Origin of the sequence: Heliophilum fasciatum (assembly GCF_004341395.1) — a bacterium.
GTDB lineage: Bacteria > Bacillota > Desulfitobacteriia > Heliobacteriales > Heliobacteriaceae > Heliophilum > Heliophilum fasciatum.
In genome coordinates this window covers 15,220-38,728 of the sequence record NZ_SLXT01000018.1, presented here as the reverse complement: position 1 = coordinate 38,728, position 23,509 = coordinate 15,220, and the positions used below count along the sequence as shown (strand labels likewise).

General features: G+C 53.7%; 25 protein-coding genes. 1 reads left to right on the top strand and 24 read right to left on the bottom strand.

What is annotated here, in order from left to right; genetic code table 11:
* Positions 1–26 precede the first annotated feature (26 nt).
* The 6 genes from EDD73_RS10050 to cobU are packed head-to-tail and all read right to left on the bottom strand — an operon-like array spanning position 27 to position 6,209.
* The gene (locus EDD73_RS10050; RefSeq protein ID WP_165876448.1) at positions 27–899 is read right to left on the bottom strand and encodes an adenosylcobinamide-GDP ribazoletransferase; all 873 of its coding nucleotides are present in this window, start codon (positions 897–899) and stop codon (positions 27–29) included.
* A gap of 42 nt (positions 900–941) precedes the next feature.
* The gene (locus EDD73_RS10045) at positions 942–1,511 is read right to left on the bottom strand and encodes a cob(I)yrinic acid a,c-diamide adenosyltransferase (RefSeq protein ID WP_131919659.1); all 570 of its coding nucleotides are present in this window, start codon (positions 1,509–1,511) and stop codon (positions 942–944) included.
* A complete protein-coding gene (locus EDD73_RS10040) occupies positions 1,508–2,929 on the bottom strand; it encodes a cobyrinic acid a,c-diamide synthase CobB (protein ID WP_131919658.1) in 1,422 nt (473 codons plus the stop codon). The genes EDD73_RS10045 and EDD73_RS10040 overlap by 4 nt, the downstream gene beginning before the upstream one ends.
* Before the next feature lie 7 nt (positions 2,930–2,936).
* Positions 2,937–3,947, bottom strand: coding sequence for an adenosylcobinamide-phosphate synthase CbiB (cbiB, locus tag EDD73_RS10035; protein WP_207668861.1), 1,011 nt, complete (start codon positions 3,945–3,947; stop codon positions 2,937–2,939).
* Positions 3,931–5,559 (bottom strand): cobyric acid synthase, encoded by a 1,629-nt coding sequence (locus EDD73_RS10030; protein WP_131919657.1) that lies wholly within the window; start codon positions 5,557–5,559, stop codon positions 3,931–3,933. Before EDD73_RS10030 ends, cbiB begins: the two co-directional genes overlap by 17 nt.
* A gap of 5 nt (positions 5,560–5,564) precedes the next feature.
* Positions 5,565–6,209 carry a bifunctional adenosylcobinamide kinase/adenosylcobinamide-phosphate guanylyltransferase gene (gene cobU, locus EDD73_RS10025; protein ID WP_131919656.1) on the bottom strand — a complete coding sequence of 215 codons (645 nt, stop codon included), beginning with the start codon at positions 6,207–6,209 and terminating at the stop codon, positions 5,565–5,567.
* A gap of 50 nt (positions 6,210–6,259) precedes the next feature.
* Here cobU and EDD73_RS10020 point away from each other — a divergent pair, with 50 nt between their 5' ends.
* Entirely contained in the window at positions 6,260–6,790 is a 531-nt protein-coding gene (locus tag EDD73_RS10020) for an HD domain-containing protein (RefSeq protein ID WP_131919655.1), read from the top strand.
* 22 nt (positions 6,791–6,812) lie between these two features.
* Here the strand turns inward: EDD73_RS10020 and EDD73_RS10015 are convergent, their stop codons facing one another.
* From EDD73_RS10015 to EDD73_RS09930, 18 genes are all read right to left on the bottom strand, one after another.
* A complete protein-coding gene (locus tag EDD73_RS10015; protein ID WP_131919654.1) occupies positions 6,813–7,436 on the bottom strand; it encodes a precorrin-8X methylmutase in 624 nt (207 codons plus the stop codon).
* Positions 7,437–7,463: 27 nt separating this feature from the next.
* Positions 7,464–8,255 carry a precorrin-6A reductase gene (gene cobK / locus EDD73_RS10010; RefSeq protein ID WP_165876447.1) on the bottom strand — a complete coding sequence of 264 codons (792 nt, stop codon included), beginning with the start codon at positions 8,253–8,255 and terminating at the stop codon, positions 7,464–7,466.
* On the bottom strand, positions 8,252–8,941 hold the full coding sequence (gene cobJ, locus EDD73_RS10005) for a precorrin-3B C(17)-methyltransferase (protein WP_131919690.1): 690 nt from the start codon (positions 8,939–8,941) through the stop codon (positions 8,252–8,254). Before cobJ ends, cobK begins: the two co-directional genes overlap by 4 nt.
* The gene (locus tag EDD73_RS10000; protein WP_131919652.1) at positions 8,938–10,080 is read right to left on the bottom strand and encodes a cobalt-precorrin 5A hydrolase; all 1,143 of its coding nucleotides are present in this window, start codon (positions 10,078–10,080) and stop codon (positions 8,938–8,940) included. Before EDD73_RS10000 ends, cobJ begins: the two co-directional genes overlap by 4 nt.
* Positions 10,077–10,844 carry a precorrin-4 C(11)-methyltransferase gene (gene cobM, locus EDD73_RS09995; protein ID WP_131919651.1) on the bottom strand — a complete coding sequence of 256 codons (768 nt, stop codon included), beginning with the start codon at positions 10,842–10,844 and terminating at the stop codon, positions 10,077–10,079. Before cobM ends, EDD73_RS10000 begins: the two co-directional genes overlap by 4 nt.
* 28 nt (positions 10,845–10,872) lie before the next feature.
* The gene (cbiE, locus tag EDD73_RS09990) at positions 10,873–12,171 is read right to left on the bottom strand and encodes a precorrin-6y C5,15-methyltransferase (decarboxylating) subunit CbiE (protein ID WP_131919650.1); all 1,299 of its coding nucleotides are present in this window, start codon (positions 12,169–12,171) and stop codon (positions 10,873–10,875) included.
* Positions 12,117–13,277 (bottom strand): cobalt-precorrin-5B (C(1))-methyltransferase CbiD, encoded by a 1,161-nt coding sequence (gene cbiD / locus EDD73_RS09985; RefSeq protein WP_131919649.1) that lies wholly within the window; start codon positions 13,275–13,277, stop codon positions 12,117–12,119. Before cbiD ends, cbiE begins: the two co-directional genes overlap by 55 nt.
* A gap of 103 nt (positions 13,278–13,380) precedes the next feature.
* On the bottom strand, positions 13,381–13,635 hold the full coding sequence (locus tag EDD73_RS09980) for a hypothetical protein (RefSeq protein WP_131919648.1): 255 nt from the start codon (positions 13,633–13,635) through the stop codon (positions 13,381–13,383).
* A gap of 151 nt (positions 13,636–13,786) precedes the next feature.
* Entirely contained in the window at positions 13,787–14,827 is a 1,041-nt protein-coding gene (locus tag EDD73_RS09975; protein WP_131919647.1) for a dipeptidase, read from the bottom strand.
* Positions 14,828–14,909: 82 nt separating this feature from the next.
* On the bottom strand, positions 14,910–15,170 hold the full coding sequence (locus EDD73_RS09970; RefSeq protein ID WP_131919646.1) for a stage V sporulation protein S: 261 nt from the start codon (positions 15,168–15,170) through the stop codon (positions 14,910–14,912).
* Positions 15,171–15,252: 82 nt separating this feature from the next.
* Positions 15,253–16,035, bottom strand: coding sequence for a TIGR00282 family metallophosphoesterase (locus tag EDD73_RS09965; protein ID WP_131919645.1), 783 nt, complete (start codon positions 16,033–16,035; stop codon positions 15,253–15,255).
* Between the two features lie 150 nt (positions 16,036–16,185).
* Complete coding sequence (locus EDD73_RS09960; RefSeq protein WP_131919644.1) at positions 16,186–16,707, bottom strand: hypothetical protein; 522 nt, start codon at positions 16,705–16,707, stop codon at positions 16,186–16,188.
* 141 nt (positions 16,708–16,848) lie between these two features.
* Positions 16,849–18,378, bottom strand: a complete 1,530-nt coding sequence (rny, locus tag EDD73_RS09955) for a ribonuclease Y (protein ID WP_131919643.1) — start codon at positions 18,376–18,378, stop codon at positions 16,849–16,851.
* Positions 18,379–18,690: 312 nt separating this feature from the next.
* Positions 18,691–19,212 (bottom strand): regulatory protein RecX, encoded by a 522-nt coding sequence (locus EDD73_RS09950; protein WP_243116883.1) that lies wholly within the window; start codon positions 19,210–19,212, stop codon positions 18,691–18,693.
* Positions 19,202–20,221 carry a recombinase RecA gene (recA, locus tag EDD73_RS09945; protein WP_279222102.1) on the bottom strand — a complete coding sequence of 340 codons (1,020 nt, stop codon included), beginning with the start codon at positions 20,219–20,221 and terminating at the stop codon, positions 19,202–19,204. Before recA ends, EDD73_RS09950 begins: the two co-directional genes overlap by 11 nt.
* Before the next feature lie 141 nt (positions 20,222–20,362).
* On the bottom strand, positions 20,363–21,103 hold the full coding sequence (locus tag EDD73_RS09940) for a DUF881 domain-containing protein (protein ID WP_131919640.1): 741 nt from the start codon (positions 21,101–21,103) through the stop codon (positions 20,363–20,365).
* Entirely contained in the window at positions 21,100–21,861 is a 762-nt protein-coding gene (locus EDD73_RS09935; RefSeq protein WP_131919639.1) for a DUF881 domain-containing protein, read from the bottom strand. Before EDD73_RS09935 ends, EDD73_RS09940 begins: the two co-directional genes overlap by 4 nt.
* Before the next feature lie 34 nt (positions 21,862–21,895).
* Positions 21,896–23,509 carry a DEAD/DEAH box helicase gene (locus EDD73_RS09930; RefSeq protein WP_131919638.1) on the bottom strand — a complete coding sequence of 538 codons (1,614 nt, stop codon included), beginning with the start codon at positions 23,507–23,509 and terminating at the stop codon, positions 21,896–21,898.

Here is a 23,509-nt window from a genome sequence, read left to right as displayed (position 1 = left end):
CCGGTGCTCCGCTCCAACGATTTCGCTTAGCCAACCGCCTTTTGCAGCATCAGTACACCGAGTAACACCATCACTTCACTTAACTCCGCCATAGCACCGTAGATATCACCAGTCAATCCCCCGAGCTGCCCGGTCAAGGTCTGTCCCATACGCAACATCAGTAAGGCAATTACGGCAAAGACCAGCATTCCCATAACACCGGCCAAGAAGCCCGTCACCAACAGCACAACCAGCGTCGCCCACGGTAGCATCCGGCGGTCAAGATACTGATGAAACAAACTGGCCATCCCACGTTCCCGCGCATAGGGAAAGCGGCACATTCCCAAGATGACGGCCCAGCGACCGACCAAGGGCATCCACAACAAGGTCAGATAAAGCGGCGCCTGGGCCGTAAGTTCATACCAGCCCATCAGCGGCGACCATCCGGCGATGCTTGGTACCTCCGGCGCTGCTCCGCTTGGACTTAATGTCCCGTGCACAGCGCCGCCACTTTCGGGCGAACAAAGGACAAAAAGTGCAGCTCCCTTGACCATCAATAAAAGCACAACGGCCACAACCGCATGGGCACCCACGCGCGAATCACGCATGATCGTCAAAATCCGTTCCGGCGAACGGCCGGAAAAGATCCCATCCATCGTGTCCATAAAGCCATCTAAGAGCGTGCCGCCGGACAGATAAATCTCATAAGCCAAGATCAGCAGCGCCCAGACCAACGGCGGCAAAAGCATGCCGAGAAGCCAAGCAGCCAGCGCCAAAACGCCACCTAAGATCAGCGCCACCGCCGGCAAATAGCCAAAGGATCGCCCAAAATCTTCATCAGGACAAATCCCCAGATCACCTACGGGCAGCCGTGAAAAGAAACTGATGGCCAAGCGTAGCCGCAACCATCTTTTGCTCATGCTCATATTTTTTCGCCTCTGTACTCCATCGCCGGCCTTTGATTAATATTCAATTCCCCGCCGGGAAGGGGCAATCCCATCGGCCAAAGGATGTTTTACGGCGCAACATTCGACGGCCCGATCACTTATCGCGATCAGTTGTTCCGGCATCCGCCGCCCCGTAAGAATGACCGACAGGGACGGCCGACGCTTAGCTAATGCTGTTAAAACCTGCTCGACCGAGATGAAACCGGCGTTGATAATATGGCTGATCTCATCAAGAACGACCAAATTGGCCTGTTCATCCTGTAAGAGTGTGCAGGCAAAAGCAAATCCCTGCCCCGGCCAAGGATTTTGCCGATCGCGGTTCCGGCGAAAACAATCACCGCAAGATACGCAATGCGCCAACCCGGACCGGATCATGGCTGACTGCGGGCAGCCAAAGCCAAACTGGGTAATCGTCAATGTCGGTATGCGCTGTAAAGAAAACAGTTCTCCCATATAAGAACTGCCTTTTTGAAACTGCACGATGTGCACTTTCAATCCTTGCGCTGCTACTTGGAGACATTCGCCCAAGGCCATCGTCGTTTTGCCTTTGCCGTTACCGGTGATCACTTGGATATAACCGCTCATCGCGTTCTCCCGGCCAGCGCCTGTACTAGGGCTTCCCGCGCTTGCGGAAATGCCGAAAGATGGACGTGCAAATAGGAAGCCGTTAATCCCGGTGCCCGGTATCCGGCTGCTACTTTCTCCCCTTGTTCACCGTTTTTTTGTAGCCAAAAGGCCGGCGCTTCCCTTTCAGCCAAAAAAGTGACATCGGAATAATGAAACTCATGGCCCCGCAAGCGCGTTCCGGCCGGTCCCAGCAAATGATCACCGGCAATTTCCGCATGAACATAGCCCAGCGCTTTGCGCCGATCCAGCATGCGGCACGTGGCTGGGATCAATCCACCCATAGCGTAGGACTCTTGTCCATCCGAGATCGAAGTGCATAAGCTCATGTAGCCGCCGCATTCGGCGAAGATAGGTAGTTGGCGCCGGTGGGCATGGCGAAGATCATCCCAAAATCGCTGATTATTACTTAGCTCGGCCAGATACAGTTCAGGATAGCCGCCGCCGAGATAGATACCGTCCACATCAGCGGCAAAGGTCTCCCCCGCCGCCGGTTGAAAGGGTACCCATTCAATACCCATATCGGCTAAATCGCGCAGCGCATCATCGTAGTAAAAATGAAAAGCGCGATCGCGAGCGATGGCCATGCGGTAGGGCCTGGCGCTTTTGGTCGTTGCCGACAGCAAGGCCGATGACGCCGCCCCTGTTCCCGTCGTCGTCACCGCTGCCGTGCCGGTTGCCTGCTCCTCATCGCGCATGATCGCCCGCAAACGATCGAGATCGATATGCAAGGCGATCTGTTTGGCTAAGGTCTTCCAGTACGCCCGCAGTGCCGGTGTGGCCTCCTCGGCCGAAACCAAACCCAGATGGCGCTCCGGCAAGGAAGAAAAAGCATCGCGCGGCAAACAGCCCAGCACCGGAATTGGCGAAAGATGTTCAATGGCCTCACGAATCATCCGTCCGTGCCGTTCCGAGCCAATGCGGTTAATCACAATACCGGCAAAGCGCAACGACGGATCAAGGGTAGTAAAGCCATGCACAACGGCCGCCACACTTTGCGCAGCCGAACGAGCGTCAATCACCAATAATATCGGTAGACCTAACCGGCGCGCCAAATCAGCCGAACTGCCGGCCCCGCCGGGACGCTGGCCCGCTGCACCGTCAAAAAGGCCCATGACGCCTTCGACAATGCCCATGGTCGCCCCTTCCATGGCCCGGCTGTACAACCGTTTTACCGTAGCTTCATCCATCATCCACGTATCGAGATTAGAACAAGCGCGACCGGTAATGCGGCGATGAAAGGTCGGATCAATATAATCGGGACCGGTCTTAAAACTTTGTACCGTCTCCCCGCGCTCCACAAAAGCGGCCAGTAAGCCCATCGTCAAGGTCGTTTTGCCTGCACCGCTGTGCGTACCTGCGATCATCAATGCTGCCATTTGTATATCACCTTCCTAGCCAAAGCAGGCCGGCATAGAGCAAGGCAATGCCCACTATCGTAACAATCACCGTCGTCAGCGCCATCAATTGGATCGTTTGGCCAATATGACGCGCTTGCATCTTCGTCAGGGGATCGCCCATCGTCGCCCGGTACGAAACAACACCGCCGTAGCTGTTTTGGCCGCCCAGTTGTACGCCCAGCGCCCCGGCCGTGACGGCTTCGGGGATACCGGAATTAGGGCTGGGATGACCGGCGGCATCACGGCGCCAGGTGTTGATCATGCGCGCAACCGGATGGCCAAGCAAAGCTCCGGCGACGATCATGCAAAAACCGGTCAGCCGAGCCGGCAGGTAATTGGCCACATCATCAAGTCGCGCGGCAAAGGTACCGAAGAATTGATAGCGCTCATTGCGATAGGCGATCATCGAATCGAGGGTATTCACTGCTTTGTACGCATAAGCACCGGGCACACCGGCCAAAAATGCGTAAAATAAGGGGCTCACAATGCCGTCAACGGTATTTTCCGCCACTGTTTCGACGGTGGCCCGGACGATCTCGCTTTCATCGAGATGGGCCGTATCACGTCCCACAATGTAGGACAGCTGCTTGCGCGCTTCTTCAAGCTGTCCTTGTTCCAGCAACTGTTGAATCTCCCTCCCCGCTTCGGCGAGGGAACGACTCGCTAAGGCCACCCCGAGAGCGATCCCGCCGGCAATGATCATCACCATTGATGCGCCGCCGGACAACCAAGCGATGAGCGCCATCGCAGCCCAGGCAACTAGGGCCGTCACGGTTACAACAACCATCGCGACCAAAGCGCCGCGCTGCCAAAAAATCGCCGGCGCTGCTCCCGGTGGCGGATAGAACCGCTTTTCCAATAAGCTGATCAAACGGCCGATGCCAATGACCGGGTGGGGCAGCCAGCGCGGATCACCGAGCAACAGATCAACCAGCAGCCCGATCAATACAAAGAGGACGATGGCGGCAAAGGGGCTTTGATCAAGCATGCCGCCCATCGGTCACTGCTCCTTGTTCCCGCACTACCTCTTGTCCTTCCACGCCTTGCTGATCTGCCTGTTCGCCTTGTCCGTTCACATTTACGCCTTCGCGCATCCACCGGTAAATCCGTTCCATATCGATGTTTTGACGCACCACATCGGCTAAGCGGTCATAATCTTGCTGGCGTCGCTCCAGCGCCGATTCCATGGCCCCTGCCAGCGGTGCCCAACCGCGCTTGCGCCGAAGCTCATTGAACAAGCCCCGCCGCAGTTCGCTGTTGTCAAAAATGCCGTGCAGATAGGTGCCGATGACCAGGCCGTCTTTTTCCACCATACCTTCGAAGGCATCACAGCTTGTCTCACCACGGCGCACAATACGGCCAAAAGCCCTGACATCGGTGGTGGCTTCACTGCGTCCCATGTGAATCTCGTAGCCGGTCACACGCATGCCGGCTAATGGACCGAGAAAAGGCCCATGACCTTCCAGGATTGATTCGGCCCGTTCCGTGATTTTTTCCGCTTCCATCGTCGTGATCATCGGCAACAAACCAAGTCCGGCGGTTGTGGTCACATCCCCTTCCACACCTTGCGGGTCGTCAATGCGCTGTCCCAGCATTTGATAACCGCCGCAGATGCCCCAGACCAGTTTGCCTCGTGACGCAAAATCACGAACTGCCGTTGCCAGGCCGGTCCCTTCGAGCCAACGCATATCGGCAATCGTGTTTTTGGTTCCCGGTAAAATCACCATATCAGGCTGTCCCAGTTGCTCGGGATGCTCTACAAAACGAACGTGAGCGGTCCCTTCCAGAGAAAGCGCATCAAAATCGGTAAAGTTCGAAATGCGCGGCAAACGAATGACAGCGATGTCTAAGACTTCGCCTGAACCGACTTTGGTTTCGGCCTTCTCCAAAACCACTGAATCTTCTTCTTGTAAGGCAATGCCGCGAAAATAGGGAATCACACCGACTACGGGGATGCCGGTTTTTTCCTCGAGGAAATCAAGAGCCGGCTGAAGCAAACTGCGATCGCCGCGAAACTTATTGATCACGATGCCGCGAATCAGCGCTTGTTCGTCCGGATCCAGCAGCGCCAAGGTGCCGACAACCGAAGCGAGGGCGCCGCCCCGATCGATATCGGCCACTAATAGCACCGGCGCTTTGGCCATCTTGGCCACGCGCATATTGGCAATATCACGCGCTTTTAAGTTGACTTCTGCCGGTGAACCGGCGCCTTCGATGACGATCATATCATAATCGGTATGCAGCTTTTCCAAGCACTCGGCGATCGTCGCTAACGCTTGGGGCGCATAGGTCAAATGATAATCACGAGCTGAATAGGTACCGATCGGTTTGCCTAACAAGACCACCTGCGACGACGCTTGTCCGGTAGGTTTCAGCAAAATCGGGTTCATCTCCACGGACGGTTCAATTCCGGCCGCTTCGGCTTGCACGACTTGAGCCCGGCCCATTTCGCCGCCGTCTTTAGTCACATAAGAATTAAGCGCCATATTTTGCGATTTAAATGGAACAACGCGGTAGCCGTCTTGATAAAGAATCCGGCACAAAGCGGCTGCCAGCACACTTTTGCCGACATTGGAACTGGTGCCTTGGAACATAATTGCCTGGGCCATGGTGGTTATCTCTCCTCTTCCCCGGCCGCCGATTTTACGGTGATCGGTGCGCCACATACGGTCAAGTAAATCCGCTGTGCTTGCTGACCAAATCGCTGCTGGATCCCGCCGGATAGGTCGCGAAAGATGCGGCTCATTTTATCCATTGGGACGATGCCGTAGCCGATTTCATTGCCGACGGCAATCACCGTTGCTTGCGACGCTCGTGCGATCTTGGCTAAACGTTCGGCCCGGTCCAGTAGCGTTACTTCCGCATCGCTTGTCCAGGTGTCTGGATCATACTGGCGCAAAAACACATTCGTCAACCATAAGGTCAAACAGTCGATCAAGATGACCGTACCGGGTTGATCCCACTGGGTCAGCACGCTTTCCAGATCTTCCGTTTCTTCGACGGTCTGCCAGGCATGGGGACGACGCTCACGATGACGGGCAACGCGGGCGTCCATCTCATCATCGCCGTCACGCCTGCCGGCCGTAGCTACATATACGACCTGCTCCGGTGATGAGACGACCATCGTTGCCAGTTGCTCTGCCCACTGGCTTTTTCCGCTGCGAGCGCCGCCGGTAACGAGCACCAGTTCACCTGGGGCTATCGACGTTTTCGCTGCTGTTGACATCGCCGTTGGCATCGGCGTTGGCTTGGTCTGCATCTTGTTTAGCACCCCTTCAAGGAACAAGTTTACCGTGCTATACTGCTTCTATGAAAAAGATCATCTATCGTTGCCGTCAAGTTTGGCGCGCCGTGAGCGCGACGATTACCGCCGATGAAGCCGCCTGGGTCCAGCAGTGGCTGCAAGACAAAGAGTATCAGGTGTGGCAAGAGATGGCCTTGGCTGATCGTCGTCACACTTGTGATGTAGCCAAGCTTTGCTACGACCACAGCCGTCATCTCTCAGCTCCGGAGCAAACGCTGCTGTTACGGGCTGCCCTGCTTCATGATTTGGGGAAACGGCGGGCACGCTTGCGCCTTTGGCACCGCATTCTTTATGTTCTGCTCAAGGCCGCCGGGCGCCCTCTGGATCGGCCCACGGCGCCATCGCTGGCCGTCTCACCGCTGGCAGTGATTGTCCATCACGCTCATCTGGGGGCCCGGGAAGCAACACAAAAAAACTGGGACGATGAACTTGTGTTTTTGATTCGTCATCATCACAGCCCGCCGCTACTGATAAGCGGCCGCAGGCATCCGTGGCACCTTTTACAACTCCTTCAAGATGCCGATAACCGGTGCTAGCCAGCATTTGATGCTGGCTTTTTTATTTGGGCATCTGCAGCAGCAGTGCATTGATGATCGCCACGGCGATGGTGCTGCCGCCTTTGGTACCGCGTATAGAAATCGCCGGAATGCCGGCTTCAATTAAACACTCTTTTGATTCGGCAGCACCGACAAAACCGACCGGTGTGCCTACCACACAAGCAGGCAGACAAATCCCTTTTTTGATGGCGTCGAGCAGTTGAAACAAGGCTGTCGGTGCATTGCCGATGGCCACAACGGCGCCGTCCATCTCCGGGGCCAGCAATTCAAAAGCTGTCATCGCCCGGGTCCGTCCCGATGCTTTGGCCGCTTCGATGACCCGGGAATCGCGGATCGCGCAGATAATGTCGCCGCCGCGCTCCTCCACCAAGTTGCGTTTGATGCCTGTGGCCAGCATGTGCACGTCTGTAAAAATCTTGGCACCGCGGGCCAGTGCGGCGATCCCATTCGGTACGGCATCGGGGTGAAGATGGACAAGTTCGGCAAATCCTGGGTCACCGGTGGTATGAACGATCCGCTTGATCACGTTGCGTTCTTCCGCTGTCACCGCCAAAGGGCCCAACAGTTCATCGATGATCGCCATGCTTTTGGTCTCAATGGCCGTGGGGTCTTGTATAAAATCCATTGCGCTCACCTTTCTTTTATCAGCAACTCATCGGGCAGGTTGTTCCAGCACATGAGCCACCCAGTTCAGTACGTGCTGAGCGTCGTCGGTCATTTCCGGATAGGCCAGCGATGGCCGTCCGACGACGATAACATCCATGCCTAAAGCTAGGGCCGGCTCAATTTTATCGAGCGCTCCGCCCACGTGACCGCTGTCTTTGGTGACCAAACAATCGGCACCGACTTGTTGGAACATGGCTCGGTTCATATCGGCACTAAAAGGGCCTTGCATAGCAATCACCTGGGCCGGCGACAAGCCCATCTGCAGACAAAGGGCCACTTGTTCCGGATCCGGTAAGATGCGAACAACGGGCCGGTGGCCCATGGCCTGAAGTGCGGGCACCAGGTCCGGTAATTTGCGGCTACCCGTCGCTAAAAAAACGCCTTGGCCAGGCGGGAGCTGTTGGAGCCACGCAAGGCACTCATCCCATGTAGCGGCCACTTTTAAACGTTCTGCTTCCGGCAGCTGACTTGACGCACGTTCATAACGAAGATAAGGAATCTGGCATTGACGGGCCACATCGATCAAAGCGGAGGAAACCACCTGTGCGTAGGGATGGGTCGCATCGACAATGGCCCGAACCTGTTGTGTTTGTACAAAAGTGATCATCCCTTCCGGCGTAAGGGCACCTTTGAAAATCCGCAAGTCCGCTGACGCTTGCTGACGCAGCAATTGCTCACCATAGTCACTGACAACGGTAGCCAGGACCTTGATCCGCTTTTGTTCCAGTTTTTCGATCAGTTGGCGTGCGTCACGGGTCCCGGCAACAACCCAGATCACCAGACATACCCCCGCGGTGTGATCAGCCATTCTCCATGAACAAAGGTCTGAGAATTGCCGATGATCACCGTAGTAAACATATCGATCGGTTCGCTGGTAAAATCGGCCAGCGTAGAAAGGCGTTTTTCTTCGCCGGCACGGCCGGCATTACGAACAATCCCGACCGGCGTATCGGGGCGGCAATAGCGCAACAGATGTTCTTGCACTTCCATGATCTGCTGAACACGTTTTTGGCTCTTAGGATTGTAGATGGCAATAATCATATCCGATTGCGCCGCATGATCGATACGCTTGAGGATCAACTCCCAAGGCGTCAACAGATCGCTCAGGGAGATGACGGCGAAATCATGCATCAACGGAGCACCTAATGCAGCGGCAGCAGCTGTAGCAGCCGTTACACCGGGGACGATCTCGACGGGTACTTTCTTCACGGCACCACGCTGGATCAATGCTTCCAAGATGACGCCGGCCATGCCGTACACACCGGCATCACCGCTGGAAACGACGGCCACGTGTCGTCCTTGCAGTGCCAGTTCCACCGCATGCAAGCAGCGGGCTACTTCTTGGCGCATGCCGTTGGCATGTACTTCTTTGCCTTCCAACAGATCAGCAATTAAATCGACATAGGTGTTATAGCCCACAACCGTATCACACTGCTCCAGAACACGCAGTGCTTTTACGGTCATGTGTTCGCGGTTACCGGGTCCGATACCAACAACGGCCACGGAACCTGCGCTAGGGCAACGGTCACTGGCCCAACAATGGTCTTGTTCAAAATCAATTGGGCTTGGGGATGGGCTAAGAGGGCTGCTGGCTCGCACAGGGCACTCACTCCAATCGTTCTCTCCACAAAAGATGACTTGGGGATTTCCGGGTGTTCTTTGATCATGGCGCCGATTTGTGCCGCTTCACAGATCGTTACGGGCAGTTCATGTTGGCCGGCCCAAGCCAGCAATGCTTCTTCATCGGCTTTGACCCACCCGGTAGAGAGGCCACGTAAACAGCGGCTATCGGCCCCTACCAGGGCACAAGCATGGCGCAGCGCTTGATCGACTTGCTCCACTGTAACGCCGCGACGACAGCCGACGCCGGCAATCAAATACTGGGGATATAACATCAGCGTTGCCTGCGGTACCGCCTTGGCACTGAGGACAACGGACCAAGTTGACGGTGGGGTTGAGGACGGGGGTGTTGTCTCCGGTGCCGCCGCATCAAGTGGTTGCCACGGAAACGGCTCCATCGCTGATGATGCGTTGGTGGTCAATGCCGGCAACCATCGCCGTTCAGCATACCAAGTTCCTTGTTCACCACGCAGCATGGCCGAGGCGATCTGCTTAACAGCAGACCAAGGCGCGATGACAGCTTCCACCCTGCGGGCAAAGGTATCGACCGCCGGCAAACCGGCCACATCGGTGGCCGTCGTGATCACCGGCACTGCACCGATGGCAGTGGCAACCTGACGGGTGATCTCATTGGCCCGGCCCCAGTGACCGGAAAGTACGCTGATCACATGCTGGCCGGCCTCATCAAGAACCAGCACCGGCGGATCATGACGCTTATCCTGAATCAGCGGAGCAATCATCCGCACTAAAATACCGAGAGCCCCAATAAAAAAAAGTGGTTTTCCCGCACAAAACAACCGGGCCAAGGTCGCACGCAACGAAGGCGCCCACGTTTGCTCAGTTCCGTCGGTTTGCTTAACCCCATCGGCTTGCTCCATCGCATCGATAACCGCTGCCGGCAACCACAGCGTCGCTTCCGGCCACAGAGCGCCGAGGCGCCGAGCCAGCTGCGCTCCGCCGGCCGTAACTGCGACAATGTTCACGATTTTTTTTCCTCAACGGCTTGACGGTAACCATGGCTGAAGGTGGGATCATACAAAAGCGATCGTTCATAGGGGCCTTCTAAAAAGCGTCCCACCATGATCATGGCTGTCCGGCTCAACTTGGCCGCCTGTACCTTGTCCGCAATATCGGCCAAGGTGCCTTGTACAATTTTTTGTTCCGGCCAGCTTGCCTTATAAACCACAGCAACCGGCGTATCTTCGCTGTAGCCGCCATCACGCAACTCAGCGACTACTTCGCCGATCATCGCGGTGCTGAGAAAAATACAAAGGGACGCTTGATGCTGCGCCAATGACCGGAGCGATTCCCGTTCCGGTACCGGTGTGCGCCCGGCCAGCCGTGTGATGATCACCGTTTGGGAAACACCGGGTAAGGTAAATTCTTTTTGCACGGCTGCTGCCGAAGCCAAAAAGGAACTAACACCGGGGATGACCTCATAGGCAATCCCCAGTTCATCGAGCACATCCATTTGCTCACGGATGGCACCGTAGATGCTGGGATCGCCGGTATGAACACGGGCTACTTTTTTCCCTTCAGCAACAGCTTGGCCGATAAGGGCAATCACTTGTTCTAAGGACAAGCTCGCGCTGTTATGAATGACCGCCTCCGGTCGGCACCATGTCAGAATTTCCGGGTTTACCAGTGAACCGGCATAAATTACGACATCGGCATCGGCCAGTCGCTTTTGTCCTTTGACAGTGATCAGTTCAGGATCGCCCGGTCCCGCGCCGATAAAGGTTACCATCGATGATTCCTCCTCAAACTACAGGTTCCTACGCCGGTTTGACAGCCCAAAACAAAGTGATCGGATTTTGGCTTTTCCACAAGTGATAGGCGCCGGCGGCGACCATCGTTTGCGTGGTTACCTGGGAAGCGAAAAAATCGATCCCTTGTGCCGATAGCCATGCTGTGGTTGTGCTGATCGTTTCGACGGTTACGGCGTTAACTACCAACCGCCCTGCTGCCGGTAAGCGCCGCCAGGCTTCTGCTAAAATCGCTTCTAATTGGCCACCGGAACCACCGACGATGACAACATCCGGTGACGGCAGCGTTGCCAGTACGTCCGGCGCCGCCCCGGGACAAAGGTGAAGGTTGTGACGCCCAAACCGCACTGCATTTTGGCGGATCAAGTCGCACGCTTCCGGCAGTCGCTCTACAGCCCATACCGTACCTTGGGCGGCGAGGCCGGCCGCTTCAATGCTGATCGATCCCGTACCTGCACCAATGTCCCACACAGTGTCCCTAGGCCCAATCTGAGCGCGGGCCAGCGTCAGCGCACGAATATCCGATTTGGTCATCGGTATCTTGGGACTACGCAAAAACAGATCATCGGGCCAGCCGGTACCGCCGGGGGGCGTTACTGCGCTATCCGTCTCACCCTTTGCAGGCGACGGCGGCGCTTCCCCGCCTTGCACGATCAAAACAGCAGGGCGATAAGCGCCAACGGGACGCTCCGCCAACTGGGCCACCGTGCCGGCATCGGTCGTTTGATCGGCATAGCCTAAGGAACAAAGAATGTACCCCCGGCGCCAGCCTTGTCCCAGTTCCACACATTCCTGCGCGATCTGTTCCGGCCGATGCTGGGGATCGGTCAAAAAAGCGACCCAACCGGGCGCCGAAAAAGTGTCGTCTGTCAATTTTTGACATCGCCCGTGCATCGACAGCCACCGCACCTCTTGCCACGGCAGTGCCAGCGCCGCAAAGGCCATCTGTAAGGAGCTTAACCCCGGGATCACCTGAAGATGTTCCGCGCCAATCTTTTCCCGCAGCATAGGCAGCAAGCTATAAAAACCAGGATCACCGGAAACAAGCACGGCCAGCCGTTTTGCCTGTCGTTCCCGCGCGATGACCTGCATCAAATCCTCCAAATGGCGGTCAATAATCAGCGTCGGTTTGCCGAGATCAGCAAACAGCGCCAAGGCCCGCGGTCCGCCGATCAAGAGATCGGCTTCTTGGGCAGCCTTACGTGCTTGCGGCGTCAAGTGCTCCGGCGTACCCGGTCCGATGCCGATCACCGTTACCCTGTGGCCGTTGTAATTTGTGCTGCCAGGTTGCGCGCTTGCTGACTCCACCCTAATGGTTCCCCCTTTAAATTGGTAAAAACAACACCGACGTTCCCTTGTAGCCGTTCCGCTGCTTTGCCGGCAGCAATCTCCGCCAAGTAATCAAAAAACCCCGGACCCGCCGGTGATGCTTGGATCAAAGCGATCGTTTCTTCCGCCGTATTCGCTTCCATAATGGAACGGACCAGTTCCAGCGGTAACCCCTGCAGCGCAGCATGGACGGCGATGATTTCACGGCGGCCGTCGGCCACAGCGCTGTGCGTATGAAAAATGCCGCCGCAGAGCTTGACCAGTTTGCCGAGGTGTCCCCAAAGCAGCACCGCGCCTACACCTTTTTGACGGCATGTGTCTAGCAGATGGCCGACGAAGTTACTCATAAGCACCACCGCCGCTTCCGGTATGCCGCGCTCTTTTAAGGCACGCTGTCCCATCCGGCCGGGCGTCAAAATTAGGGTGCGATAACCGGCGGCCAGCGCCACATCGACTTGCGGTTCTAAGCTGTGCTTAAAGGCCTCTTCCGACATGGGCTCTACGATGCCGGTGGTCCCTAAAATCGATATACCGCCCATAATGCCTAAGCGCGGATTTAAGGTACGTTGGCTGACTTCCTTGCCTTCAGGCACTTCCACCGTCAAATGTACGCCGCGATTAGGCGGTAGCACTTCCGCCACCGCAGCCCTGATCATCGCCCGGGGGACCGGATTGATCGCCGCCTCGCCTACTGGCAGGGCCAGCCCTTCCCGCGTAACGATGCCTACACCACGACCGCCGGCGATGTGAATCTCCTGATCGGCCATGACAGCTGTCACCTGAATGGCTAAACCATGAGTCACATCCGGATCATCACCGCCATCTTTATCAACTTGACAAGTAACGGCCGGCACTGTGGTATCGACAACGTCGGCCTGTGATGGAAGCGCCCCCGTTGTTGCCGGCGCTGCGACAACCGCCGCCGGTACACAAAGTCGTCCGCCTTGCGGTAAGGGGATCTCCACGGTGATCGGTCCTTCCCGATCCAACTCCAATCGAAGATCGGTCAGCGTACCGTAGAGCAGCGCCGTGGCTAATTTAGCGGCCGCCGCCGCCGATGAGCCCGTTGTATATCCTCTGCGCAGGGTTAATCCCCGCCTTTCATCAAATCAGGCAAATTATTTAAAAAATCAAATCACATAAAGAACACACCCGCACCGAATGGAGGTGTGGGTGTGTTCGTAGTAATCATTCGCCACATTTCGTGCTATTCCTGCTTAAGGAGATAATTTTTCCTTGTCTTTGTTCGCTAACGATTCGCTGCTGTCGCCGTCGTTGTTTTCGGACAGCCAAGCGCATTTCCGCAATTCGCCGTTCTTGATCGACCGCCGCCAGGAGTGTCATTAACACGCGCCGGCTGCTGCGCAACTGATTGACGCGTGCCTGCAGATAAGCTACCTGATCAAGCAGACTTTCTACCACATCCCGTGTCTCTCGATCCATCATCGTGCCTCCCTGGTCTTCTTCTAAAGCCCAGTTTATGCCAACGACGATCGCTTTATCCTTAAATCACAAAATTACCGAAACTTTGCTTGATACGCTCCACCGCTTTGGCAATGCGTCACTCCCTGAAACCGAAAGTTGTCCATCAAACTTATGAATTCCCCTTTTCCGGCAAAATCTCCTTCAGCACGCGTAAAAAGTTTGTTCCAGCGATCGCTTGGATAGCAGCTTCCGGAAAACGACGCCGCAGCAGTTCTTCCCAGATGCGCGGCAGCTCAGCAGTACTGGCTAAGCCTTTGGCCGGTTGATCCATCCCGTCAAAATCGGAGCCAATGCCTACGGCGCCGGCATGACCACTGACGTGGCACACATGTTCAATATGATCAGCTACGGTCCCTACGTCAGCAGGCCCTTTCCCAAGAAACTCTTGATAAAAGCTGATCCCAAGTACGCCCCCTTGGGCGGCCAATGCACGTATCTGCCGATCATCAAGATTGCGCCGATGGTCACACAAGTGCCGACAATTGGCATGGGAAACAATCACCGGCTTTGCCGTTAGGGCCAGTGTGTCCCAAAAACCGGCCGGTGCGATATGGGCAAGGTCGATGATCATGCCCTGCTGATTCATAGCCGTCACGACCTGTCGTCCAAAAGCGCTAAGGCCGCCGCTGTGCCAAGAACCGTCCGCCAAGGCATTGCGCTGGTTCCAAGTCAAACCGATGGAGCGCACACCCAACCGAAAAAAGAAGGCTACCTGTTCCAAGGAACCTTCCAAGGCCTCGCCGCCTTCAATTGTCAAAAGCGTACCGATGGGCCGAGGCAACCCCCTGCCTCTCGCCCCTTGTTCATCGTTGCTTCCGCCTTGTTCATCGTTGCTTCCGCCTTGTTCATCATTGCTCCTGCCTGCTTCAACGTTCACCGGTACCTTTTCCAGATCTTCACGCCAGAGAACGGGCATCACCGCGTTGCCCAACTGCCGCAGTGAACGATGATACGTATCAATCAACTGCACAGCACGAGCAAAGCTGTCTACCGGTTTATAGGCCTCTTCAATATAAGCGGCCATAAATTGTACCTGCACATCGCCTTGCTGCCATCGCTCAAGATCACAAGGATCAGCGCCACCTTGGGCATGCCAGCGTAGCAGTGTATCACAGTGTCCATCGATGGCCAAGAAGCTTTTTCCCGCCATGGAATCACCCCTTCATCGAAAAAAAACACCTGCTCAAAATTGAGCAGGCGTCCTTGGTATGTTGTGCTTACAAAAGTGGAAATTAGCGTGGTTCAACGATCAGCTTAATCGCCGTCCGCTCTTCACCATCGATTTGAATATCCGTAAACGCCGGGATGCAGATCAGATCTACACCGCGTGGCGCCTCAAATCCACGCGCAATCGCAACGGCTTTGACCGCTTGGTTAAGCGCGCCTGCACCGATCGCTTGGATTTCTGCTCCTCCTTTTTCCCTAAGCACACCTGCCAATGCACCGGCAACACGGTTCGGACTGGATTTTGCTGATACCTTCAAAACTTCCAAGAATATTGCCCCCTTACTTGTTATGATTTTCTTTTATTTCCACTATTGTTTATTTCTATGTTCGGGGGCAAAATCCTTCTTTTTACACTTCTTTGATGATATTTATTCGCTCAATTTTTTCGGCCTTCCCTTGCAGGCCTAAGGTGATGAGCACAGCGTTCATTTGGATTGGCCCGGTCGCCGTTTCAAAGCGCACCGGCAATTGCGTGATGAACTTGTTGAGTACCAGTTCTTTTTTGACCCCCAATACACCGTCACGCGGTCCGGTCATGCCGACATCGGATATATATGCTGTTCCGGCGGGAAGAATGCGTTCATCGGCCGTTTGCACATGGGTATGTGTTCCCACAACGGCCGTGGCTCGCCCGTTCACGTGCCAACCAAAAGCGATTTTCTCCGATGTCGCTTCGGCATGAAAATCGATAAAGAGATAGTCCGCTTTTCCCCGAAGTGATTCAATCAAACGGCCCACGTGTTGAAAAGGACACTCCAGAGGATTCATAAAAATTCGTCCGCAATAATTCGCCACAGCCAGATGCTTGCCGTTGGGCAAAGTAAAAATCGCACTGCCCCGTCCCGGTGTACCTACGGGATAGTTCGCTGGCCGCAATAACTTCGGCTCACTGTCGATGAAATCAAGGATCTCTCGTTTATCCCAGGTGTGATTCCCCATCGTCAAGACATCAATGCCGCGGCCCAGCAGTTCATGGGCAATGTCTCGGGTCAACCCATTGCCACCGGCGGCATTTTCCGCATTGGCAATGACAAAGTCAACAGCATAGCTTTTGCGGACTTGCGGCAGTAATTCTTCGACAGCTTTGCGTCCGGGCTTGCCGACAATATCACCGATAAATAATAAGTTCAAAAAATTCCCACCTTGCTTGTAATGAATCGCTGGCTTTCATCAGGTTTCTACACAATTGTGGTGCATCAATTGCCTTGATCCTGACGTTATTTTGGCCGAATGAACAATGAAACTGTGGTATTTACCACAGTTTCATTGTTCTCGGTAACCTTATTGATTATATACGACAACGCGCCCTTCTTCCCGAAAAGCAAAGAGCTTTTGAACTTGGTTATCTCTTTTCAGGTTGTCCAACATATTGGCAATCAATTCTTCTTGCCATTCTTTTTCGTCATCTTGCAAGGGCGCTTGTTCTTCCTCCACCCATAAACCACCGCTTGCTTGCTGGCGCAACAAATCAACAAGTAAGCCAATCTCAACCAAACCGAGCGTCACCACATCACGAACTACTTCAATCGACAACAGTTTCTCTTCGTTGCGTGAATGAATGGTAAAAATGATGGGCTCAATCCCATCAAAAGCATGGTAGAGATCGAGGGCGGACGTAATTCGCTTAGTTAATTCCCGCATCTTACCATGAAACCGTTCGGGATGGAGCAAGAAGGAAAAGCGCAATGTCTTGGAGGTAGGATCAAAGTTGACCGTGCCTACTTCAGGAAAACGTAGTAGCACAGAAATCAACAACCCCGTACTCGCATTTACTTCATGTCCTTTCTTATAACGCAGCGCCAACCTAGTCACCATCCTTACGATAACTCTTCATAAGAATCTTTATTTCTACATTATTTCGTTGAATTCCTGCCCTACTTGATCATGAAATTGTTGGCACTGCAAAAAAAAGACCGAATCCTCACAAGGATCCGGTCTCAAGAATTACTTGGCGTAATCAATCGCCCTTGTTTCCCGAATAACCACTACTTTGATGTGACCTGGGTATTCGAGTTCGGACTCGATCCGTTTGACAATCTCACGGACAATCCGCAAAGAATCGGCATCATCCACTTTATCGGGCTTGACCATGATGCGAATCTCCCGGCCCGCTTGGATAGCGAAGGATTTTTCCACGCCTTCAAAGGAGTCGGCGATTTCTTCGAGTTTTTGGAGACGCTTGATATAGGACTCCAAGGTCTCGCGACGCGCCCCGGGACGAGCTGCCGAAACAGCATCAGCTGCTGCGACAAGCACGGCCTCAATGGTACGTGGCTCTTCATCACCATGGTGGGCAGCGATGCAATGAATTACATCGCGGGACTCACGATATTTTTTCGCTAAATCCATGCCAATGCTGACATGGTTGCCTTCAACTTCATGATCCGCTGCTTTACCGATATCATGCAGCAAACCTGCACGACGGGCCAAGATGGGATCGGCACCGAGTTCAGAGGCCATCAAGCCGGCCAAGTGCGCCACTTCAATGCTGTGCTTGAGCACATTTTGACCATAAGAGGTACGCCACTTTAAGCGGCCTAAGAGCTTGATCAATTCAGGATGCAACCCATGAACACCGGTTTCAAAGGTAGCTTGTTCGCCCTCTTCACGCAGGCGTTGCTCCACTTCTTTTTGGGCCTTTTCCACCATCTCTTCAATGCGAGCCGGGTGAATTCGACCGTCCAAGATCAGTTTCTCTAAAGCAACCCGGGCAACTTCGCGGCGCACCGGATCAAAACCTGACAAGATTACGGCTTCCGGAGTGTCATCAATGATCAAATCGATCCCCGTCAAGGTCTCTAAGGTGCGGATGTTACGGCCTTCACGACCGATAATGCGCCCTTTCATCTCATCATTGGGCAATGCCACCACCGAAACGGTCGACTCCGCCACATGATCAGCAGCACAACGCTGAATCGCCAACGAGATAATTTCCCGGGCCCGTTTGTCTGCTTCTTCTTTGGCCTGATTCTCAATGTTCTTGATCATCATGGCCATTTCATGTTTTACTTCCTCTTCCACGTTCGACAAAAGAATGCTTCGCGCTTCATCGGTCGTTAATCCCGACAAACGCTCCAGCTCAGAGACTTGCTTTTGCAGCATCTCTGCTAAATCGACTCGGATCCTTTCGACTTCTTCCTCACGGCGCTGGAAGGCTTCTTCCTTGCGCTCCATCGTTTCCATCTTACGATCCAAAGATTCTTCTTTTTGCAACAGACGGCGTTCCAGACGCTGCAGTTCATTGCGCCGATCACGGTTTTCCCGTTCTGCTTCGGTACGCATCTGGTGCACTTCGTCTTTGGCTGCCAACACAGCTTCGCGGCGTTTGGCTTCCGCATCTCTCGTTGCATCATCAACGATTTGACGGGCTTGCTCTTCGGCACCGCCAATCTTCGCTTCCGCTATGTTCTTCCGATAAACAACACCGCCGCCAAAACCCAGAACAGCTAAAACAATGCTAATGATCCATTCCAAAATATGTTGTCACCTCCTCATTATCTACTGATGTGTTTGCATTACATAATCAAGCAAAAGAAAAAACCGAGCAGAAACTCGGTTTCGAAGAGAACTCATCCCACATCTACATGGACGGCGGCTGACTAGCAGTCAACTACAGCCGACTGAGCCTATTTTATCTTATATGCTGTTTCCATCCTCCAGGCAGGGCTTTACCTTACTATTATCGATAATTCAACTGCTGGTAGATGCTATATAAGAACCGCCTAAACAGGTGGTATGAAACTCAACGATAACAAGTTTCCGTAGATACATTTTATTAGTTTTTATCTACAGTGTCAAGTTATCGTGGTTTCCATCCATAGCGGCTTTACCCATCACTTCTTCAAGAACAGCAACGATCACTTCAAAAGGATAACCTCTGCGTTGCAGAAAAACACCGAGGCGATCGCGGAGGCGGTCGGTTCGCCCGGATTTTTGCAAACGCTGCCATTGCTGCTGGGCCAGATGAAGCGCTCGTGCACGGTCTTCCCTTTCCGGAAGCAAAGCATTGACGATTTCCCCGGCTTGTTCCGCATCAATTCCTTTGCGTATCAGATCATAGGTCAAACGGCGCGAACCGTGAGAGCAGGTCTCTTTGCGATAACGAGCATAGCCTTCAGCAAAACGCCGATCATTAACATAACCCCAGGCCTGCAGTTGCGCCATCACTTGTTCAATCACAACGTCTGCAGCACCTAAGCGCTGCAGACGTTGTTGGATTTCCATCGTGCTCAACGAACGCGTCGCTAACCAGCGCAACGCTTTGGTGCAGGCTTGTTCCACCGTCGGCGGTTCTAGGTTATTCCGCATCACTTACGGGCAGTGCATCCGTTGGAGCGACTTGTCCACGAATGGCCTGCTCAATTTGCAGGGCAATTTCCGGATGATTGCGCAAGTACTCTTTGGCATTTTCACGGCCTTGGCCCATGCGCTCACCTTTATAGGAATACCAGGCACCGCTTTTTTCGATAATGTCCATTTCAGCAGCCATATCGATCAAACCGCCCTCACGGGAAATGCCTTCGCCGTACATGATATCGAAATCAGCTTGTTTAAAGGGAGGCGCTACTTTGTTTTTGACAACTTTCACGCGGGTTCGCGAGCCGATCATTTCCGATCCTTGTTTCAGCGTATCGACACGGCGCACTTCCATACGTACAGTCGCATAAAACTTCAACGCCCGGCCGCCCGTAGTAGTTTCGGGATTGCCGAACATAACACCGATTTTTTCACGAACCTGATTGATAAACAAGCAACACGTTTTGGATTTGGAGACCACACCGGTCAGCTTACGCAGCGCTTGCGACATCAACCGCGCTTGTAACCCCATGTGGGAATCGCCCATCTCGCCGTCAATTTCCGCTTTCGGCACCAGTGCCGCTACCGAGTCAATGACGACAATGTCAATAGCACCGGAACGCACGAGGGCTTCACAGATCTCCAATGCTTGTTCGCCTGTGTCCGGTTGCGAAAGCAAGAGGTTGTCGATATCCACACCGAGCTTACGGGCATAGACCGGATCCAGGGCATGCTCTGCATCAATAAACGCCGCCAGGCCACCTCGTTTTTGCGCTTCCGCAATGATATGTAAGGCGACAGTCGTTTTACCGGATGATTCAGGACCATAGACCTCCACAATTCGACCGCGTGGAACACCACCGACGCCAAGGGCCATATCGAGGGCAATGGATCCGGTGGGGATCGTTTCTACAGCCATTTTCGCTTCTGCTTCCCCAAGCCGCATGATGGAACCTTTGCCAAAGGATTTTTCGATTTGATTCAGAGCTTGTTGAAGCGCTTGCAGTTTGTCTGTCGCCACGGTCATGCTCCCCCTTTATTCTCTCTGCAAATGATCATCGCTGTAAATGATCATCGCTTGTATCGCTTTGAGGATATTTTTACTATACATACCATGTAATTCTTTGTCAATGTGCAGAAGTAAAAATCTTAGATGATCCGTTTATGGTCTCTTTTTAGCGGGTACCAGGGGTTTGGCATAGGTAAATTTGTGAATACCGCTGTAGGCGGGAATTTCCACTTTATTTTGCGTCGTAATTTTAACATCGATTTTGGACTCACGCATACTGAGCACCAACCCATCGGTCACTTGCAACCACTGCGCCAGTTGTTGACTGGGCCCGATGGCTTCAATCACATAGACATGGTCTTTATCACTGCTGATCGGCGTTTTGTTGATCAGCATATTTTTACCAGAAACATAGATCTCCGAATGGGCGACAATGCGCTGACCATTGACAGCAATCGCCTCGGCACCGGCATAGCGCAAGATATTGACAATGGCCATCAAATCATTGATGTCGACAGGGGTATTGGGTGCCAGTCGATCATCAATCGTGATTTGAACACCCGGTCCTTCCAGCGCATAATAGCCCGTGGCCATGCGCAGTCGATCCAGTTCTTCCGATAAGCCCGATGACACCTGACCGGTGGTCATCTGCTCATACTTAGCTGTCTGGCTCTTTAATTCAGCGACCTTTTTGTCCATCTCGGCTTTATCAGCATCGATTTTTTGTAAAAGCACTTGTAAGGAACGCTGCCGTTCTCCCTGTTCAAGACGAACTTTGGCCAATTGAATCGTTGTATTAAACTGCGTAACCAGCAACATGCCCATGGCTAAGGCAACAATCGTCGCCGCCACTTGCCATTTTTTCCACTGCATCTTCATGTGCATCTTCATCATGGCTTGGCCTCCGCTGCCGGATCCTTCGTCGAGATTTTAGCATGTTGATATTGGATATCGCCGCGATATTCGGGAATTTGCACACGATCGCTGGGCGCAATGTCAAAGACAACGCCAAATCGCTGGTTCAAATCTTTAAGTAAAAGCGACGTCAAGACCATATTTAATGATGCCGTCAAGGTCTTGGGATCGCCGACAGCACGAATCACAAAGGGCGGTGTTACATAATCCCGGTTGATAAAGATGGTCGTGCCTCCGCAAAAAATCTCGGAATTCGCCACTAACCGCTGTTGGTTGACGCTGACGGCTTCCGCACCGGCCATCCACAAGGCGTTGACCAGTTCGCGCAAATAGGTGTCATGGATATAGTACTCGTTACGGATGTCTTTCCGCGACTGTTCATCAAATTGACGGGCTAAGGGGCTGTCGTCCAAGGTGATCACAACACCGGGTCCTTCCACCGCCACCATCCCGGCTGCCATTTGTGACTGCGTCAGCAGTTGCTGCACCGTATGCTTGGCACTTTCGCCATCGCGGTAGCGATTCACTTGGTTTTGCAGTTCCACAAGCTGACTGGCTAAAGCGTCTTTGGATTTTTCCGCTTGGATCAGGGTCGAGGTAAGCTCGTCAATCGATGCTGTGCCGGTCTGACGAGTGATTTCTGCTTGCGTTCGCCATTGTACCATGGTGATCAAGCCGATAAAAAAACAGACAATGGTCAGGACCAAGATCGCCTGACGGCGCGCCTCATTGGACAATGCTTACCCCTCCTGCCGGGCAATACGCCTTCGATTAACGAGCTTTTGCAGGCTCTACGCTGATCTTGCGCCCTTTGATCATGTTTTGATGCATGACACCGAGCACGCGACCGGCTACATCTTCCGGCACTTCCACAAAGGTGAATTTATCATAAATATTGATCACGCCGATGACATTACCGGGAATTCCGGCTTCTTCGGCAACGGTGCGTACGATGTCTTGGGGACGGATCCCTTGGGCCCGGCCAATGTTCATGAACAAGCGAACCATCCCTGGCTCAGCCCCGGTATTGCCAAATTCGGAAACTTCGTCTTCTGCTTCTTTTTCCGCTTCCGGTCCTTCCACGAGCAGTTTTAAAGCGGCAGCAGCGATTTCCATCGGATCATATTCATCGGCCATTTCGCTGATGATGCTTTTGTAATCGCCAAAATGACCGGCTTGCAGCAGCTGCAACACCCGTTGTTTATGGGCTTCTTTTTGACGCTCCATGATATCGGCCATGGACGGCAATTCACGGCGTTGGATCCGTGCTTTGGTCACGCGCTCGATCAGTTTTAACTGGCGATACTCGCGATAGTTGATCAAGGTCACCGCAATCCCTTTGCGCCCGGCGCGACCGGTACGGCCGATACGGTGAACATAGGATTCGGGATCTTGCGGAACGTCATAGTTAATGACGTGGGTAACATTTTCCACGTCGAGACCGCGGGCAGCCACATCGGTAGCGACGAGCAGTTCCGCTTTGCCTTCACGGAATTTTTTCATGACCCGATCGCGCTGGGTTTGGGTCAGATCGCCATGAAGCCCTTCGGCAAAATAGCCGCGCGACTCTAAGGATGCGACCAGTTCATCAACACCGCGTTTGGTGCGGCAAAAGACGATGGCTGCGCCAATTTCTTCCATATCCAAGACACGGCAAAGAGCATCGGCTTTTTGCGATTCTTTGCACTCATAGTACACTTGTTCGATCAAAGGTACGGTCAGCTTGTCGCGGGAAATGGTTACAAATTCAGGATTTTTCATGTACTGGCGGGCCAGCTTTTGAATGGGAGCCGGCATCGTCGCTGAGAAAAGCAGCGTTTGACGCTCTTCCGGCGTTTCTTTGATGATCGACTCAATATCTTCAATAAAGCCCATGTCGAGCATTTCATCGGCTTCATCAAGAACAACCATACGCACATTGTTCAGGCGCAAGGTTTTACGGCTCAGGTGATCGAGAATCCGCCCCGGCGTGCCGATGACGACTTGTACGCCATAGCGCAATGCGCGAATCTGGCGATCGATGGATTGACCGCCATAGACAGGCAGCGCTTTCACATCGATCAAGCGGCCGATTTTGGCAATTTCCTGGGCCACTTGAATGGCCAATTCGCGGGTAGGACAAAGTACCAGTGCTTGCACGCGACCATCTTTGGGATCGAGTCGTTCAGCCATCGGAATGCCAAAGGTTGCCGTTTTGCCGGTTCCCGTTTGGGCCTGACCGATCATGTCCTTGCCTTCCAAAATCGCCGGAATTGCTTTGGCTTGAATCGGCGACGGCTCTTCAAAGCCCATGTCGAAGATAGCTTGTGCTACTTTTTTACTTAACTCAATTTGACCAAATAAGGTCCGATCCGTGCCTGCTTCTTTTGTCGTTTGATTTTCCAT